The organism is Rhizobium sp. FG96, assembly GCF_057808655.1.
On the sequence record NZ_JBMDIL010000002.1, the window covers coordinates 62,509 to 77,675 of the forward strand.

The following is a 15,167-nucleotide window of genomic DNA, read 5'->3' on the forward strand; positions in this document are numbered from 1 at the left end:
GAGGAGATCAGAATGAACCAGATCAACCCGCGTTACGGCTACGGCTCTGCCGCCGGCTCGCAGGCCCTCTTCGACGAGGGACTCCGCCAGCATATGCTGCGCGTTTACAATTACATGGGCATCGGCCTTGTCATCACCGGCATCGTCGCCTTCATCGTCGGCTCGACGCCGGCTCTCTACGTGCCGATCTTCCAGTCGCCGCTGAAGTGGGTGGTGATGCTCGCTCCGCTCGCCTTCGTCTTCTTCTTCTCGTTCAAGATCCAGACGATGTCGGCAAGTGCTGCGCAGATGACCTTTTGGGCCTTCTGTGCCGTCATGGGCCTGTCGCTTGCCTCGGTGTTCCTGGTGTTCACCGGCACGAGCATCGCCCGCACCTTCTTCATCGCCGCAACGATGTTCGGCACGACCAGCCTCTACGGCTATGTCACCAAGCGTGACCTGGCGAAGGTCGGCTCGTTCCTGATGATGGGCCTGATCGGCGTCGTCATCGCCAGCATCGTCAACATTTTCCTTGGCTCGTCTGCGCTGCAGTTCGCCATCTCGGTCATCGGTATCGTCGTCTTCGTCGGCCTGACCGCTTGGGACACGCAGAACATCAAGGAACAGTATTCCGAAAACCACGATCAGGAATCGAACCAGAAGCTTGCCGTCTTCGGCGCTCTGTCTCTCTACCTGAACTTCGTCAACATCTTCCAGCTGCTGCTCAACTTCACGGGCGAGCGGGAATAGGACTGCGCTTCTGGGGGCAATGGAAGCGCTAGAGCGCCCGGTCCGCAATCTGTGACAGGATGGCGGGCCGGGCGTTCACCCTTTAAAGGAAAAGGCCGGAGCGAAAGCTTCGGCCTTTTTGCATTCCGGATGGACTTTATAGTGCAGATCAGATGATGCCCCAGGCGCGGTAGCGGCCGCGGCCGGTGATCTCGCGAATGCCGATCTCGTTCAGCAGATTGAGCGCGCCGCGGCTGGTCACCTTCAGCTGCTTGGCGACCATCGCCGACGATACCATCGGCCGCGATAGCACGAACTCCGCCAGTTGCGGCAGGCTGCTGTTCGAGCGGCGATCCCTGAAGCGCAGTTCCATTTGCGTGCGGGCGAGCAGCAGGCGGTCCATTTCCTTGAGGCCGGTTGCAGCACTGTCGCTCATCGCTTCCAGGAAGGCGAGAAGACGGGTGAGCCGGTCACGCGAGCGGCGCCGCTCGTGGCGGACGCTCTTCAAGCCGGCATAGAAGGAAAAGAGGTGCGAGGACACCTTTCCCCGCGCCCGCAGATGGCTGGAGACCAGCAGGCCGCCGAGCCAGGATTGGCGTCGCAGCGGCTCGATCCGCTCCCAAGCGTCGAAAAGAACGGCGGCGGCGAGAACTGGCGGCAGCTCTCCCGCGAGCGGCAGCACGCCGCGCCAATCGGCAAGCCGCTGCCCCTCATCCCATTCGTCATCGCCGAAAAGCCCAAGCGGATCGTCGCTGCGCTTCTCCTTCGGCCGCTCTTCCTCGGCCTCGACGGGCTTGCCCATATGGGCATCGAGCAGCCGCTGCGAGCGGGCGAGTACCGCGTCGATTTCCGCAAGTTCGGCCGAAAGCAGCTGATCGGGCTCATCCGCCTCTTCTGTAGCAGGGACAAAACCCTTGGTCTCAGGTGCCGTGCCCTCGTCCAGCCCCGCCCCTGCCAGTGCGTTGAGACCGGCAGCGCTCAGCGCCCAGGCGGGGTCGGAAGTCCAGATGCGGCGCCGCGCGCGCAGCACGGCATGGGCGATCGTCAGCTCATGGCTCGGCGTGCGGCTGTCCATATGGGCGTCGTGGAGCACGAGATCCTCGACATGCACGAGCTCGCCCGCCACCCAAAGGGCGCCCGCGGCATCGAAGAAATGGCCACGTTCGGCAAAGCCTTCGCCAACCGGCGAGTGCGCCGCCCGTTCATCGACACGCGCCAGCATGTCCTCCGCCTGCACCACGGCAGGCAGAAGGCTTTTCAGAAGGGCATTGTCGATCTCGTAGCGCACGTCATTTTCCGGAAGTCATTTCGACCTTTACTTCCGCTATTTGACCCATGATTCGCAACCGGCGCGCCGATCAAATCTCAGGAAGCCGGGCTGAAACGGGCAACGAGCGCGTGGCGATCACCAGGATAGGTGAAGCGCACATGGGTGACGGGACCGGCATTGCTCCAGGTCCGGCGCTCGACGACGAGGCAGGCGGTGCCGCGGGGAATATCCAGCGCATCCGCCGCGTTGCTGCTGGCGGCCGAGGCGTGGATCTTGTGCTCGGCGGTCGTCCAGGGCACCTGTTTCACCAGCCACGGACCGGGCGCGGTTTCGGCGAAATCCGCGGTCGCCGCATCCGGCACTGTTTCGAGGTTGATCAGGCGTTCCTCAAGGCAGAAGGGGAGCGCGCCTGCGAAGTGAACGCAGGTGATTTCGCGAAGCGGCGTGCCGGGCGCAACGTCGGGAAGCTGCCCCTCGCCGGCCTTCGCCTTGCGGGCTTTCTGGGCGATGACCCGATAGCTGTAGGGCAGGTTCAGCGACTGAACCTCGGCCTTGATATCGTGGATCTCGAGCACGGCCGATTGCGCCTGCGGCTGGGTAACGAAGCTGCCGGATTTCTTGCGGCGTTCGATCAGCCCGGCCTTGGCAAGCTGGGTCAGCACCTTGTTGACCGTCATTCGCGAGCAGCCATATTGGGTGGCGAGATCGACCTCGAACGGAATGCGGTGGCCCGGCGGCCATTCGCCCGAAACGATGCGGCCTTCGATCTCGCTCAAGATGCTCTGATGCAGCGTGGCATCCTTGCTTGCCATATCAGGCTCCGGTTGACGTCCCTTCCCGCTCTATTGCGGATGCCGCAGAAGCGAAAGCCCTAGGCGGAGAGAAGTTCGCCCATTGCCGCCAGGAAACGGCGATTGATCGCCTCGCGCTTGCGATGGCGCCCGCCCTCGACCTGCTTGCGGCCAAGCGACCAGACGCTGTCGACACGCACGCCGCCGGCGAAGATCCAGTGGTCGAGGAGCTGGTCGCCGGCAAGATAGGGCACGGCGCCGCAATCCAGCGAGACGATATCGGCATCATTGCCTTCGCCTAGCCCGGCCTTGGCGGCGAGCGCCGCGCTGCCACCTTTCACGGCATTGTCGAACAGGTTGCGGCCGGTCGAGCCGCCGGTTTCGGCGATGACATTGCGGGCGCGGCGGCCGAGACGCTGCGAATATTCCAGCTGGCAGAGCTCGCCCGGCAGCGAGATCATCACATTCGAATCCGAACCGACGCCATACCGGCCACCCTCTTCCAGGAAGAGCGGCGCTGCGAACATGCCGTCACCAAGATTGGCTTCGGTAATCGGGCAGAGACCGGCGATCGCGCCGCTTCTTGCCATGCCGCGCGTCTCGTCATTGGTCATGTGGGTCGCGTGGATCAGGCACCAGCGGCTATCGACCGGCGCGTTTGCCAGCAACCACTCGACCGGCCGCGCGCCGGACCATGAGATGCAGTCCTCGACCTCCTTCACCTGCTCGGCGACATGGATATGAACCGGGCCATCGCCGGCCAGCGGCAGGATTGCCTTCAGCTCGTCCGGCGTCGCGGCGCGCAGGCTGTGCGGCGCGATCCCGAGATGCGCACCGTCGAGCTTACCGGTGATCGACGCGCAACGCTCCATCAGGCGGCCGAAGCCATCGATGGAGTTGATGAAACGGCGCTGGCCATCGATGGGCACCGCGCCGCCGAAGCCGGAATGGGCATAGAAGACCGGCAGCAGCGTCAGGCCGATCCCCGTCTCCGCGCTTGCCGCGCCGATCCGCCCGGCAAGCTCGGCGATATCGCCATAAGGGCTGCCGTCCTTATCGTGGTGCAGATAGTGGAACTCGCCGACGCGCGAGAAACCCGCTTCCAGCATCTCCATATAGAGCTGCGCCGCAACGGCCTCGACATGCTCGGGCGTCATCGACAAAGCGAACTTGTACATGACGGTGCGCCAGCTCCAGAAGCTGTCATCCGCGGGGCCGCGAACCTCGGCCAGTCCAGCCATGGCCCGCTGGAACGCGTGGCTGTGCAGGTTCGGCGTTGCCGGGATCAGCACCGCATGGCGCTCGTCAGCGGCGTCAGCCGCGACGCCGGTCTCGATCTTGGCAATCCGGCCGCCTTCCAACGTCAGCCGCACATCGCTCTGCCAGCCGTTTTGCAGCAGGGCATTCTTTGCATGGAGGGTCGTCATCGCTTGCTCCCTTTGAAGGCGTCCATCTTTCTTTTCCATGGAAGCGCCCAAAATTCCACTTGTCACCCGGTTATTATGTATATACATGTTTCGACATAAGGAAAGGCGTAAAGCTGATGACAGGGGATAATCTTCATAGCGAAATGGAGCGGCCGAGCCTTTGGCGCAATGCCAGACTGGCGACGCTCAATCCGGCGCAATCCGGACTCGGGATCATCGAGAAGGGCGCCATCGTCACCGAAAACGGCCGGATCACTTATGCCGGCCCGGAAGGCGAACTGCCAGTTTCGATGATCGAACGTGCCGAGATCACCGATCTCGAGGGACGCTGGGTCACCCCCGGCCTCGTCGATTGCCACACGCACATCGTCTATGGCGGCAATCGCGCCCGCGAATTCGAAATGCGCCTCGAAGGCGCGACCTACGAAGAGATCGCCCGCGCCGGCGGCGGCATCGTTTCCTCGGTGAAGGCGACCAACGCGCTCTCCGTCGACGACCTCGTTCAGGCGTCGATCCGACGGCTGGACACGCTGCTTTCCGAAGGCGTCACGACCATCGAGATCAAGTCCGGCTACGGGCTGACGAGCGACGGCGAACTGAAGATGCTGGAAGCTGCCCGCGCGCTCGGCACCATCAGACCGGTTCGCGTCAAGACCAGCTATCTCGGCGCCCATGCGACGCCCGCCCACTACAAGGGCCGCAACGGCGATTATATCAGCGACGTCGTACTGCCGACGCTGGATGAAGCGCACAAGCGCGGCCTTGCCGACGCCGTCGATGGTTTCTGTGAAGGCATCGCCTTCTCGACCGAGGAAATCGCCCGCGTCTTCGATCGCGCCAAGGCGCTTGGCCTGCCGGTCAAGCTCCATGCCGAGCAGCTTTCCAATCTCGGCGGCGCCAAGCTCGCGGCCGGTTACGGCGCCCTCTCCGCCGATCATCTCGAGTATCTCGATGACGAAGGCATCGCGGCCATGGCCGCGGCCGGAACCGTCGCCGTGCTGCTTCCGGGTGCTTTCTACGCCATCAACGAGAAGCAGAAGCCGCCGGTGAAGGCGCTGCGCGCCGCAGGCGTGCCGATCGCTGTCGCGACCGATTGCAATCCCGGCACCTCGCCGCTGACCTCGCTGCTGCTGACGATGAACATGTCGGCGACGCTCTTCGGCCTGACCGTCGAGGAATGCATTGCCGGTGCCACCCGCGAAGGTGCGCGCGCCCTTGGTCTTCTCGGCGAGACCGGAACGCTGGAAACCGGAAAGTCCGCGGATCTGGCGATCTGGGACATCGAGAGCCCGGCCGAGCTCGTCTACCGCATCGGCTTCAATCCACTTCATGCACGTGTTTTCAAGGGCGAAAGGATCGACCGTTGACCATCACCCTCCATCCAGGCTCCGTTTCTCTGAAGCAGCTGGAAACCATCTACTGGACCGGCGAACCGGCCAGGCTCGACCCCTCCTTCGATGTCGGCATCCGCAAGGCTGCGGCCCGCATCGCCGAGATCGCAGCCGGCAATGCGCCCGTCTACGGCATCAATACCGGCTTCGGTAAACTTGCCTCGATCAAGATCGACGCCGCTGATGTCGCAACGCTGCAGCGCAATCTCATCCTGTCGCATTGCTGCGGCATCGGCGCGCCGCTGCCTGAGAATGTCGTTCGGCTGATCATGGCTCTCAAGCTGGTCTCGCTCGGCCGCGGCGCTTCCGGCGTGCGCATCGAGCTGGTGCGGCTGATCGAAGGCATGCTTGAGAAGGGCGTCATCCCGGTGATCCCCGAAAAGGGTTCCGTTGGCGCATCCGGCGACCTGGCGCCGCTGGCGCATATGGCTGCCGTGATGATGGGCGAGGCCGAAGCCTTCTTCGCCGGTGAACGTCTTTCCGGCGCCGCAGCGCTGAAGAAGGCCGGGCTTGAGCCTGTGGTGCTCGCCGCCAAGGAAGGCCTGGCGCTGATCAACGGCACGCAGACCTCCACGGCGCTGGCGCTGGCAGGCCTCTTCCGCGCCCACCGGGCGGCACAATCGGCGCTGATCACCGGGGCGATGTCGACCGATGCGGCGATGGGTTCCTCGGCTCCGTTCCATCCGGACATTCACACCCTGCGCGGCCATCGCGGCCAGATCGATACGGCAGCGGCGCTGCGCGCCCTGCTGGACAACTCGGTCATCCGCCAGAGCCATATCGAAGGCGACGAGCGCGTGCAGGACCCCTATTGCATCCGCTGCCAGCCGCAGGTCGATGGCGCCTGCCTCGATCTTCTGCGCTCGGTCGCCCGTACGCTTGAGATCGAAGCCAATGCGGTGACCGACAATCCGCTGGTTCTGTCCGACAACTCCGTCGTTTCGGGTGGAAACTTCCACGCCGAGCCGGTTGCGTTCGCTGCCGATCAGATCGCCATTGCCGTCTGCGAAATAGGCGCGATCGCCCAGCGCCGAATCGCGCTTCTGGTCGATCCGGCCCTCTCCTACGGCCTTCCGGCCTTCCTCGCCAAGAAGCCCGGCCTGAATTCCGGCCTGATGATCGCCGAAGTCACCTCTGCGGCGCTGATGAGCGAAAACAAGCAGATGTCGCATCCGGCATCGGTCGACTCGACGCCGACATCGGCCAACCAGGAAGACCATGTTTCCATGGCCTGCCACGGCGCCCGCCGCCTGCTGCAGATGACCGAAAACCTCTTCGGCATCGTCGGCATCGAGGCGTTGACGGCCGCCCAGGGCGTCGAATTCCGCGCGCCGCTTGCCACCAGCTCCGAGCTGCAGAAGGCGATCGACGCGATCCGTACCGTCGTGCCAACACTCGAAATCGACCGCTACATGGCCAATGACCTTGAGGCTGCCAGCAGCCTGATCGCTACCGGCGCGCTGAACGCGTCCGTATCCGCTAACATCCTTCCTTCCCTGGAGATCTGAGATGAGCAATCCGCGTCACAACATCCGCGAAATCCGTGCGCCGCGCGGCGACCAGCTAAATACCAAGAGCTGGATGACCGAAGCGCCGCTGCGCATGCTGATGAACAATCTCGATCCCGATGTGGCCGAGAACCCGAACGAGCTCGTCGTCTACGGCGGTATCGGCCGCGCCACCCGCACCTGGGATGATTTCGACCGCATCACCGCGACGCTGAAGACGCTGAACGAGGACGAGACGCTGCTGGTTCAATCCGGCAAGCCGGTGGGCGTATTCCGCACCCACAAGGATGCGCCACGCGTTCTGATCGCCAACTCCAACCTCGTGCCGCATTGGGCGACCTGGGATCACTTCAACGAACTCGACAAGAAGGGCCTTGCCATGTACGGCCAGATGACGGCCGGTTCGTGGATCTATATCGGTACCCAGGGCATCGTGCAGGGCACCTACGAAACCTTCGTGGAAGCCGGCCGCCAGCACTATGACGGCAATCTCAAGGGTAAGTGGATTCTTACCGGCGGTCTCGGCGGCATGGGCGGCGCGCAGCCGCTCGCGGCCGTCATGGCCGGCGCCTGCTGCCTTGCCGTCGAATGCGACGAAACCCGCATCGATTTCCGTATCCGCACCCGCTATGTCGATGAAAAGGCAAAGACGCTGGATGAGGCGCTGGCGCTGATCGACAAGTGGACCAAGGCCGGCGAAGCCAAGTCCGTCGGCCTGCTCGGCAATGCCGCCGAAATCTTCCCCGAGCTCGTCAGGCGTATGAAGGCCGGCGGCGCGCGCCCCGACATCGTCACCGACCAGACCTCGGCACACGATCCCCGCAACGGCTACCTGCCGGTCGGCTGGAGCGTCGAGGAAGCCAAGGCGAAGCGCGAAACCGATCCGAAATCCGTTGAAGACGCCGCCCGCGCCTCGATGCGCCAGCATGTCGAAGCCATGGTCGCCTTCTGGGATGCCGGCGTTCCGACACTCGACTACGGCAACAACATCCGCCAGGTCGCCAAGGACGAAGGCCTCGAAAATGCTTTCGCCTTCCCGGGCTTCGTTCCGGCCTATATCCGCCCGCTGTTCTGCCGCGGCATCGGTCCGTTCCGCTGGGCAGCGCTCTCTGGCGACCCGGACGATATCTACAAGACCGACGCGAAGGTGAAGGAGCTGCTGCCTGACAACAAGCACCTGCACAACTGGCTGGACATGGCCAGGGAGCGCATCGCCTTCCAGGGTCTGCCGGCGCGCATCTGCTGGGTCGGCCTCGGCGACCGCCACAAGCTCGGTCTCGCCTTCAACGAGATGGTGAAGAACGGCGAGCTCAAGGCCCCGATCGTCATCGGCCGCGACCACCTCGATTCCGGCTCCGTCGCCTCGCCGAACCGCGAGACGGAAGCGATGAAGGACGGCTCAGACGCCGTTTCCGACTGGCCGCTGCTGAATGCGCTGCTCAACACCGCATCAGGCGCCACCTGGGTATCGCTCCACCACGGCGGCGGCGTCGGCATGGGCTTCTCGCAGCATTCCGGCATGGTCATCTGCGCCGACGGCACCGATGACGCCGCCCGTCGCCTCGGAAACGTCCTCTGGAACGACCCGGCCACCGGCGTCATGCGCCATGCCGACGCAGGCTACGACATCGCGATCGATTGCGCCAAGGAGAAGGGCCTGCGGTTGCCTGGGATTCTGGGGAACTGACGAATGAAAATCCTCCGCGCCGCCACTCACAAACGCATGCCGTGGAAGAACGGCGGCGGGGAGACCGTCGAGATCGCTGTCTTTCCCGAGAATGCTGCGCTTGGCGATTTCGATTGGCGGGTGAGCATGGCAACTGTCGCGACCGACGGGCCGTTCTCGATCTTCGAAGGCATCGACCGGACGCTGTCGATCCTTTCCGGCGACGGCATGGCGCTCGCCATCGACGGCCGCGAACCGGTACTTCTGACCAAGATAAGCACGCCGCTCGCCTTCCCGGCCGATGTGCCTGTCATGGCGACGCTTGCCGGTGGGGCGATCACCGATCTCAACGTCATGACCCGGCGTGGAGGCCTTGATCACACTGTCGAGCGCCTTGCTGTCGATGGCATGCTTGAGGAAACCGTCCAGACCGGGACAGTGCTGCTCGTCAGCCGCGATGGAACCGTCAGCTGCACATATGATGGTATGCAGATCGCTCTCGATCATGACGATACCCTGTTATTGCAGCTGGATTCGCCTTCCGCGCTCAAACTCCACGGGTCGGGAACCGCCTATCTGATCCACATCCACGCGCTGTGATGCCACTCTGAAATTCCCTCTACTTTTGTATAGACAAGACAAAACCGGCGTGCCTAATATGCCAATAAACAGGCACACCGAACGCATGCCTAAACAAAGAGCAGGGAACGTCAGACATGAAAAAAGCATCTGTTATTGCTGCGGCTCTTGCCGCGCTTCTCGCCGGTAGCGCGGCTCATGCAGCCGAAACCAAGGTTTCGATCGGCATCTCGGGCTGGACCGGTTTCGCGCCGCTGACGCTGGCCAAGGAAGCCGGCATCTTCAAGAAGCACGGCCTCGACGTATCGATTGTCAAGGTTCCGCAGGCAAGCCGCCATCTGGCGCTGGCATCCGGCGACATCCAGTGTGCGGCGACCACCGTCGAGACCTGGATCGTCTGGAATGCCGCCGGCGTTGCGACGACGCAGATCTTCCAGCTCGATGTTTCTCATGGCGCTGATGGCATTGCCGCGAAGCCCGGAATCGAGAAGATCACCGATCTCAAGGGCAAGTCCGTGGCCGCTTCGGCGCCGGGCACCTCGCCCTACTTCCTGCTCGCCTTCATCCTCGCCAAGAACGGCATGAGCATGAAGGACGTGAAGGTCGTCAACATGGAGCCGGGTCCGGCGGCGCAGGCACTGCTCGCCGGCCAGAACGATGCGGCCGTGACCTACGAACCCTACCTCTCCAGCGTCCGCGCCGCGCCTGACAAGGGCAAGATCATCGCCACGACGCTCGATTATCCGGCAGTCATGGACACGTTCGGCTGCACCACCGCCTTCCTGAAGGACAATCCGGAAGCCGCCAAAGCGCTGGCGGCCAGCTATTACGACGCGCTGGAGATGATCAAGACCGACAAGGACAAGTCCTTCGAGATCATGGGCAAGGACGTGAAGCAGTCCGGCAAGGAATTCGGCGAATCCGCCGCCTATCTGGAATGGCAGGACAAGGCCGCCGCCCAGAAATTCTTCGAGACCACCTTCAAGAGTTTCAACGAGGAAGCCGCCGACCTGCTGCTGCAGGCAGGCGTGATCAAGAAGAAGCCTGATCTGACGACGCTCGCCGATCCGTCCTTCATCAAGTAATCCCTGAACGCCACGGGAGCGCGCGGACAAAAACTGCGCGCTTCCGAGACATCGAGAAGGCGCGGCATGCATCCACTACAACCCATCGGAGCCCGCAGCAGACTGCTCTACGGCCTGCTGTTTTTCGTGATTTTCTTTGCGGGCTGGGGCTATGCGACGCTCGGCGGCTTCGTTTCCAAGACCTTCCTCGCCGATCCGATCACCATGGTGCAGGACGGCTACGACCTTCTCGTCAATCAGGGTTTCCTCTTCGACATCGGCATGACCATCTGGCGCGTTGTCGGCGGCTTCATCCTGTCGGCGCTGGTTGCCGTTCCGCTCGGCATCCTTATGGGCGCCTACAAGCCGGTCGAGGCTCTGCTCGAGCCCTTCGTCTCCTTCGCCCGCTATCTGCCGGCCTCCGCTTTCGTGCCGCTCTTGATCCTCTGGGCCGGCATCGGCGAGACTCAGAAGCTGCTGGTGATCTTCATCGGCGCCGTCTTCCAGATCGTGCTGATGGTCGCCGTCTCGGTTTCCAACACGCGCCGCGATCTGGTCGAGGCCGCCTATACACTCGGCGCCGGAGACAGCGGCGTTGTCCGCCGCGTCCTCATTCCCGCTAGCGCGCCCGATATCGCCGAGACGCTGCGCCTCGTTCTCGGCTGGGCCTGGACCTATGTCATCGTCGCCGAGCTGATCGGCGCGTCCTCGGGCATCGGCTACATGATCATCAACAGCCAGGCACTGCTCGCCACCGGCCAGATCATCTTCGGCATCATCGTCATCGGCCTGATCGGCCTCGTCTCGGATTTCGCCTTCAAGTGGGCCAATCGCCGGCTCTTTGCCTGGAGGCTCGCATGAGCGAACTCGTCATCAAGGGCGTCAGCCGCACCTTTCCGGGCGTTCATGGCGGCCAGCCGACGCTGGCATTGCAGCCGACCGATCTCGATATTCCCCGCAACGACTTCGTGACCATCCTCGGACCCTCGGGCTGCGGAAAGTCGACCCTGCTGCGCATCATCGCCGGCCTCGACAAGCCGACGGCCGGGACCGTCACGCTCGAAGGCAAGGCGGTGACCGGACCGGGCGCCGACCGCGGCATGGTCTTCCAGTCCTATACGCTGTTTCCCTGGCTGACGATCCGCGACAACGTCGCCTTCGGCCTGCGCGAGAAGGGCGTGCCGGACAAGGAAAAGAACGAGATCGTCGCCAGCTATATCGACAAGGTCGGGTTGCGTGGCTTCGAGAACCACTGGCCGAAGCAGCTTTCCGGCGGCATGCAGCAGCGCACGGCGATTGCCCGCGCGCTCGCAAACAATCCGAAGATCCTGCTGCTCGACGAGCCCTTCGGCGCGCTGGACAACCAGACCCGCGGACTGATGCAGGAGCTGCTGCTCGGCATCTGGGAGCGCGAGCAGAAGACCGTGATCTTCGTCACCCACGATATCGAGGAAGCCGTGTTCATGGCCTCGCGCGTGGTGACGATGACGGCACGGCCCGGGCGTATCAAGTCGATCACGCCGGTCGATCTGCCGCATCCCCGGCATTACACGGTCAAGGCCAGCCCGGAATTTTCGGCACTGCGCCTGAAGCTCACCGAAGAAATCCGCAGCGAGGCGATCGCCGCGGCGGCGCACGGATAGGGAAGCAGGCCATGGGGGACATGCCGCTTCACCTTCGCATCCAGAACGACGTCGAGCGCAGCATTCTCTCCGGAGAATGGCCGCCCGGCCATCGCATTCCCTTCGAGCATGAACTGACCGTGCAATATGGCTGCTCGCGGATGACGGTGAACAAGGCGCTGACCGACCTCGTCAAGCGCGGGCTGATCGAGCGGCGGCGCAAAGCCGGAACCTACGTCCGCTTCCCGCATGCGCAATCGGCGGTGATGGAAATCCACGATCTCAGGCGCGAAGTGCAGGCCCTCGGCCTCCCCTATCGCTATACGATCGCCAGCCTGAAGGTCCGCCGCGCCAAGCGCGAGGACAGCTCGCGCCTCGATCTCGAAGCAGGAACTTCGGTGCTCGACATCGTCTGCGACCACTTCGCCGGCGACCGCCCCTTCTGCCACGAGCAGCGGCTGATCAATCTCGCCGCCGTTCCCGAGGCCGCCGACGAACCCTTCGAGGATAGTCCGCCCGGCACATGGCTGCTCGGCAAGGTACCCTGGAGCTCAGCGGAACACCGCATCCGCGCCGAACCTGCCAAGGCCGACATCGCCGCAGCACTGGCGATCCCTGCGGGCAGCGCCTGCCTCGTTATCGAACGCAAGACGCAGAGCGGCGATGTGCATGTCACCCATGTAAAGCTCACCTACCCGGGCGACAGCCACGAACTCGTGGCGCAATTCGCCCATGGCGGCTAGCCTTAAGCCTGATCCAGTTCGCTCCTCAGCCGCTGCAGGAACAGCTTCAGCTGCTCCTCGTCGACGCCGACGACATGCCGCTTTTCGGGATAGGCGCCGTTTTTCACGTCATCAGCGAATTCGGTGAAGGCGGCGATCCGTTCGCGCTGCAGCCGGTCATATTCGGCTGCGAAGTTGCGGTAGACCTTGGCGTGGCGCGGGTAGTGATCGCGGTTGGCGCCGAGCACGTCGTCGGCGAAGAGATATTGCGCATCGCAGCCGGTACCGGCGCCCATCGAGATCATCAGCATCGAGGTGTTCTGGCTGATCGCTGCGGCGACCTCGCCGGGCACGACCTCGATCTCGGCTGCGAAGGCGCCTGCCCCTTCCAGCGCCTTGGTCTGCCGCCAGATTTCGAAGGCGCTGGCAGCCGTCTTGCCCACAGCGCGGAAGCCGCCGGTCCAGGTCGCCTTGGAAGGGATGAGGCCGACATGGCCGCAGACTGGAATGCCTTCCTCGCGCATGCGCCGGATGGTCGAGAGGCCAGCAGCACAGTAGACGGCGTCGCCCCCGGCCTTCAGCGCCTTGAAGGCTTCGCGCAGGTACTCTTCGGCGCTGACATAATCGCCATATTCGAGGCCGGGAACGGCAAATGGGCTCGGCGCCGCCTCACGGAAGACCGGGCCGAGCAGCGCCGGAGGAACGGAGACCATGTCGATCTTCGCCTTCTCCGCTGCTTCGGCCTCCTCAAGCGTGGTGACGCGCAGCATCGTAAGCTGACGCTTACCTTTCATCGACAGGAGGTCGGCAACGGTCGGCCGGCTATGCTTCTTCATCTTGTTCTCCGTTCAGGCCGCGAGCAGCGACTTCAGTTTGACATTGCTGGCGGTCAGCGCCGCCGGATCGGGATGGGCACGCGCGGCGATCAGCATTTCCGCAAGGCGGATATCGCGGGCGACGGCATTGCCGGTGCCGATGCCGCTGGCGGCCAGCAGCCGCCCTTCGCCATCGAGGTGAAAGAGGATGAAGGCGCCATCGCCGAGGTCGCGCCGCAGATGCGTGACGGCGCCATCGGCAAGTCCGGCGATCTGCAGCGTCAGGTCATATTGATCCGACCAGAACCACGGAACGGCCGAAACAGCCTCGTTCGCGCCCATCATATTGGCTGCGGCGAGGTTGCCCTGCTCCTGGGCATTGCGCCACGACTCAAGCCGCACGCGTTTACCGCCGTAAATTTCAAGGGGAAAAGAGCAGCAGTCGCCAGCGGCATAAACGTCCGGCGATGAGGTCTGCAAATGCCCGTCGACGGCGATGCCGTTCTCGATCGCAAGGCCTGCCGCTTCGGCGAGTTCGACATTCGGCTGCGCGCCAATTCCGACCAGGATAAGATCGGCCTCCAGCCTCTCGCCCCCAATCTTGATGAAGGCGTGGCCGGTCTCTTCGCCGACAGCCTCGATGGCGGCGCCGCAGCGCAGATCGATGCCTTCGCCGCGATGACGTTCGGAAAGCGCCAGCGCGATCTCCTCCGGCACGCCGCGTTTCAGGACACGCTCCAGCCCCTCGACGAGGGTGACGCGGGCGCCGAGCTTGATCGCGGTGGCGGCAACCTCGAGGCCGATAAAGCCACCGCCGATAATGGCTATGTGCCTGCCGGGCTTCATGACATCGCGGAGCGAAACAGCGTCGTGATGCGTGCGCAATGCGCGGATCCGGGCGCTGACGGCCGGTGCACCCGGAAAGGCACGCGGGCTGGCGCCCGTTGCAAGCAACAGCTTGTCATAGGAGAGGACAGAGCCATCCGAGAGAACGACGCGCTTGGCTTCCGCATCGAGGCTCTTTGCCGATACGCCGGTCATCAGGCGGATGCCAACTTCCGCATAGCGCTCGGAGGCGGCAATCAGCTTCGGCTCGAGGGCTTCGCTGATGCTCGCTTTCGACAAAGGCGGGCGCTCGTAAGGCAACAGCGTCTCGGTGCCGACAAGGGTGATCTCGCCGTCAAAGCCCTTTTCACGCAAAGCAAAGGCGGCCCGGGCGCCGCATTCGCCGGCCCCGATAATGACGAAGTGAGACATGGAAGCCTCCTCAGATGGAGATGAAGACAGAGCCGCCTTCGACCTTGACCGGATAGGTCTTCAGGTTGACGCAGACGGGTGCGCCCTTGGCCTCGCCGGTTTTGTAGTTGAAGCGGCCGTTATGTTTCGGACATTCGATGATGTCTTCCATCACCAGGCCATCGGCGAGATGGATGCGCTCGTGGGTGCAGAGCCCGTCGGTTGCGAAGAATTCATCGTCGGGGCTGCGATAGACGGCGAAGGTCTTGCCGTCATGGTCAAAGCGCATGACATCCTCTTCGTCGATATCATCCTTGGCGCAGACTTCGATCCAGTTTCCGCTCATATCTTCCTCCCAGAATTATCGT

General features: G+C 63.5%; 15 protein-coding genes. 9 read left to right on the forward strand and 6 right to left on the reverse strand.

What is annotated here, in order from left to right:
- The first annotated feature begins 12 nt into the window (after positions 1-12).
- Positions 13-729, forward strand: coding sequence for a Bax inhibitor-1/YccA family protein (locus ACODR6_RS03570; RefSeq protein ID WP_489020800.1), 717 nt, complete (start codon positions 13-15; stop codon positions 727-729).
- A 148-nt stretch (positions 730-877) separates the two neighbouring features.
- Here ACODR6_RS03570 and ACODR6_RS03575 read toward each other — a convergent pair whose 3' ends face one another.
- The 3 genes from ACODR6_RS03575 to ACODR6_RS03585 form a co-directional block, all read right to left on the reverse strand.
- Positions 878-1,996: an RHE_PE00001 family protein gene (locus ACODR6_RS03575; RefSeq protein ID WP_489020802.1), complete on the reverse strand. Its 1,119-nt coding sequence runs from the start codon at positions 1,994-1,996 to the stop codon at positions 878-880.
- A 77-nt stretch (positions 1,997-2,073) separates the two neighbouring features.
- A complete protein-coding gene (gene hutC / locus ACODR6_RS03580; RefSeq protein ID WP_489020804.1) occupies positions 2,074-2,790 on the reverse strand; it encodes a histidine utilization transcriptional repressor HutC in 717 nt (238 codons plus the stop codon).
- A 59-nt stretch (positions 2,791-2,849) separates the two neighbouring features.
- Positions 2,850-4,196: a formimidoylglutamate deiminase gene (locus ACODR6_RS03585; protein ID WP_489020806.1), complete on the reverse strand. Its 1,347-nt coding sequence runs from the start codon at positions 4,194-4,196 to the stop codon at positions 2,850-2,852.
- 116 nt (positions 4,197-4,312) lie between these two features.
- On the opposite strand from ACODR6_RS03585, the gene hutI reads away from it, so the two are divergent.
- From hutI to hutC (ACODR6_RS03625), 8 genes are all read left to right on the forward strand, one after another.
- Complete coding sequence (gene hutI, locus ACODR6_RS03590) at positions 4,313-5,563, forward strand: imidazolonepropionase (protein ID WP_489020808.1); 1,251 nt, start codon at positions 4,313-4,315, stop codon at positions 5,561-5,563.
- A complete protein-coding gene (hutH, locus tag ACODR6_RS03595; protein ID WP_489020810.1) occupies positions 5,560-7,095 on the forward strand; it encodes a histidine ammonia-lyase in 1,536 nt (511 codons plus the stop codon). The genes hutI and hutH overlap by 4 nt, the downstream gene beginning before the upstream one ends.
- Before the next feature lies 1 nt (position 7,096).
- Entirely contained in the window at positions 7,097-8,782 is a 1,686-nt protein-coding gene (gene hutU / locus ACODR6_RS03600; RefSeq protein WP_489020812.1) for a urocanate hydratase, read from the forward strand.
- A 3-nt stretch (positions 8,783-8,785) separates the two neighbouring features.
- Positions 8,786-9,361 (forward strand): HutD/Ves family protein, encoded by a 576-nt coding sequence (locus ACODR6_RS03605; protein WP_489020814.1) that lies wholly within the window; start codon positions 8,786-8,788, stop codon positions 9,359-9,361.
- A gap of 116 nt (positions 9,362-9,477) precedes the next feature.
- The gene (locus ACODR6_RS03610) at positions 9,478-10,425 is read left to right on the forward strand and encodes an ABC transporter substrate-binding protein (RefSeq protein ID WP_489020816.1); all 948 of its coding nucleotides are present in this window, start codon (positions 9,478-9,480) and stop codon (positions 10,423-10,425) included.
- A 66-nt stretch (positions 10,426-10,491) separates the two neighbouring features.
- Positions 10,492-11,265: an ABC transporter permease gene (locus ACODR6_RS03615; RefSeq protein WP_449097582.1), complete on the forward strand. Its 774-nt coding sequence runs from the start codon at positions 10,492-10,494 to the stop codon at positions 11,263-11,265.
- Positions 11,262-12,047 carry an ABC transporter ATP-binding protein gene (locus ACODR6_RS03620; protein WP_489020818.1) on the forward strand — a complete coding sequence of 262 codons (786 nt, stop codon included), beginning with the start codon at positions 11,262-11,264 and terminating at the stop codon, positions 12,045-12,047. The genes ACODR6_RS03615 and ACODR6_RS03620 overlap by 4 nt, the downstream gene beginning before the upstream one ends.
- A 20-nt stretch (positions 12,048-12,067) precedes the next feature.
- Complete coding sequence (gene hutC, locus ACODR6_RS03625; RefSeq protein WP_489020820.1) at positions 12,068-12,769, forward strand: histidine utilization transcriptional repressor HutC; 702 nt, start codon at positions 12,068-12,070, stop codon at positions 12,767-12,769.
- 2 nt (positions 12,770-12,771) lie between these two features.
- On the opposite strand, the gene ACODR6_RS03630 is transcribed toward hutC (ACODR6_RS03625), so the two are convergent.
- From ACODR6_RS03630 to ACODR6_RS03640, 3 genes are read right to left on the reverse strand one after another with little or no spacing between them, the layout of a single operon-like run.
- A complete protein-coding gene (locus tag ACODR6_RS03630) occupies positions 12,772-13,584 on the reverse strand; it encodes a 3-methyl-2-oxobutanoate hydroxymethyltransferase (RefSeq protein ID WP_489020822.1) in 813 nt (270 codons plus the stop codon).
- 12 nt (positions 13,585-13,596) lie between these two features.
- The gene (locus tag ACODR6_RS03635; protein WP_489020824.1) at positions 13,597-14,820 is read right to left on the reverse strand and encodes an NAD(P)/FAD-dependent oxidoreductase; all 1,224 of its coding nucleotides are present in this window, start codon (positions 14,818-14,820) and stop codon (positions 13,597-13,599) included.
- Between the two features lie 10 nt (positions 14,821-14,830).
- Complete coding sequence (locus ACODR6_RS03640; protein ID WP_130280165.1) at positions 14,831-15,145, reverse strand: MocE family 2Fe-2S type ferredoxin; 315 nt, start codon at positions 15,143-15,145, stop codon at positions 14,831-14,833.
- Positions 15,146-15,167 lie beyond the last annotated feature (22 nt).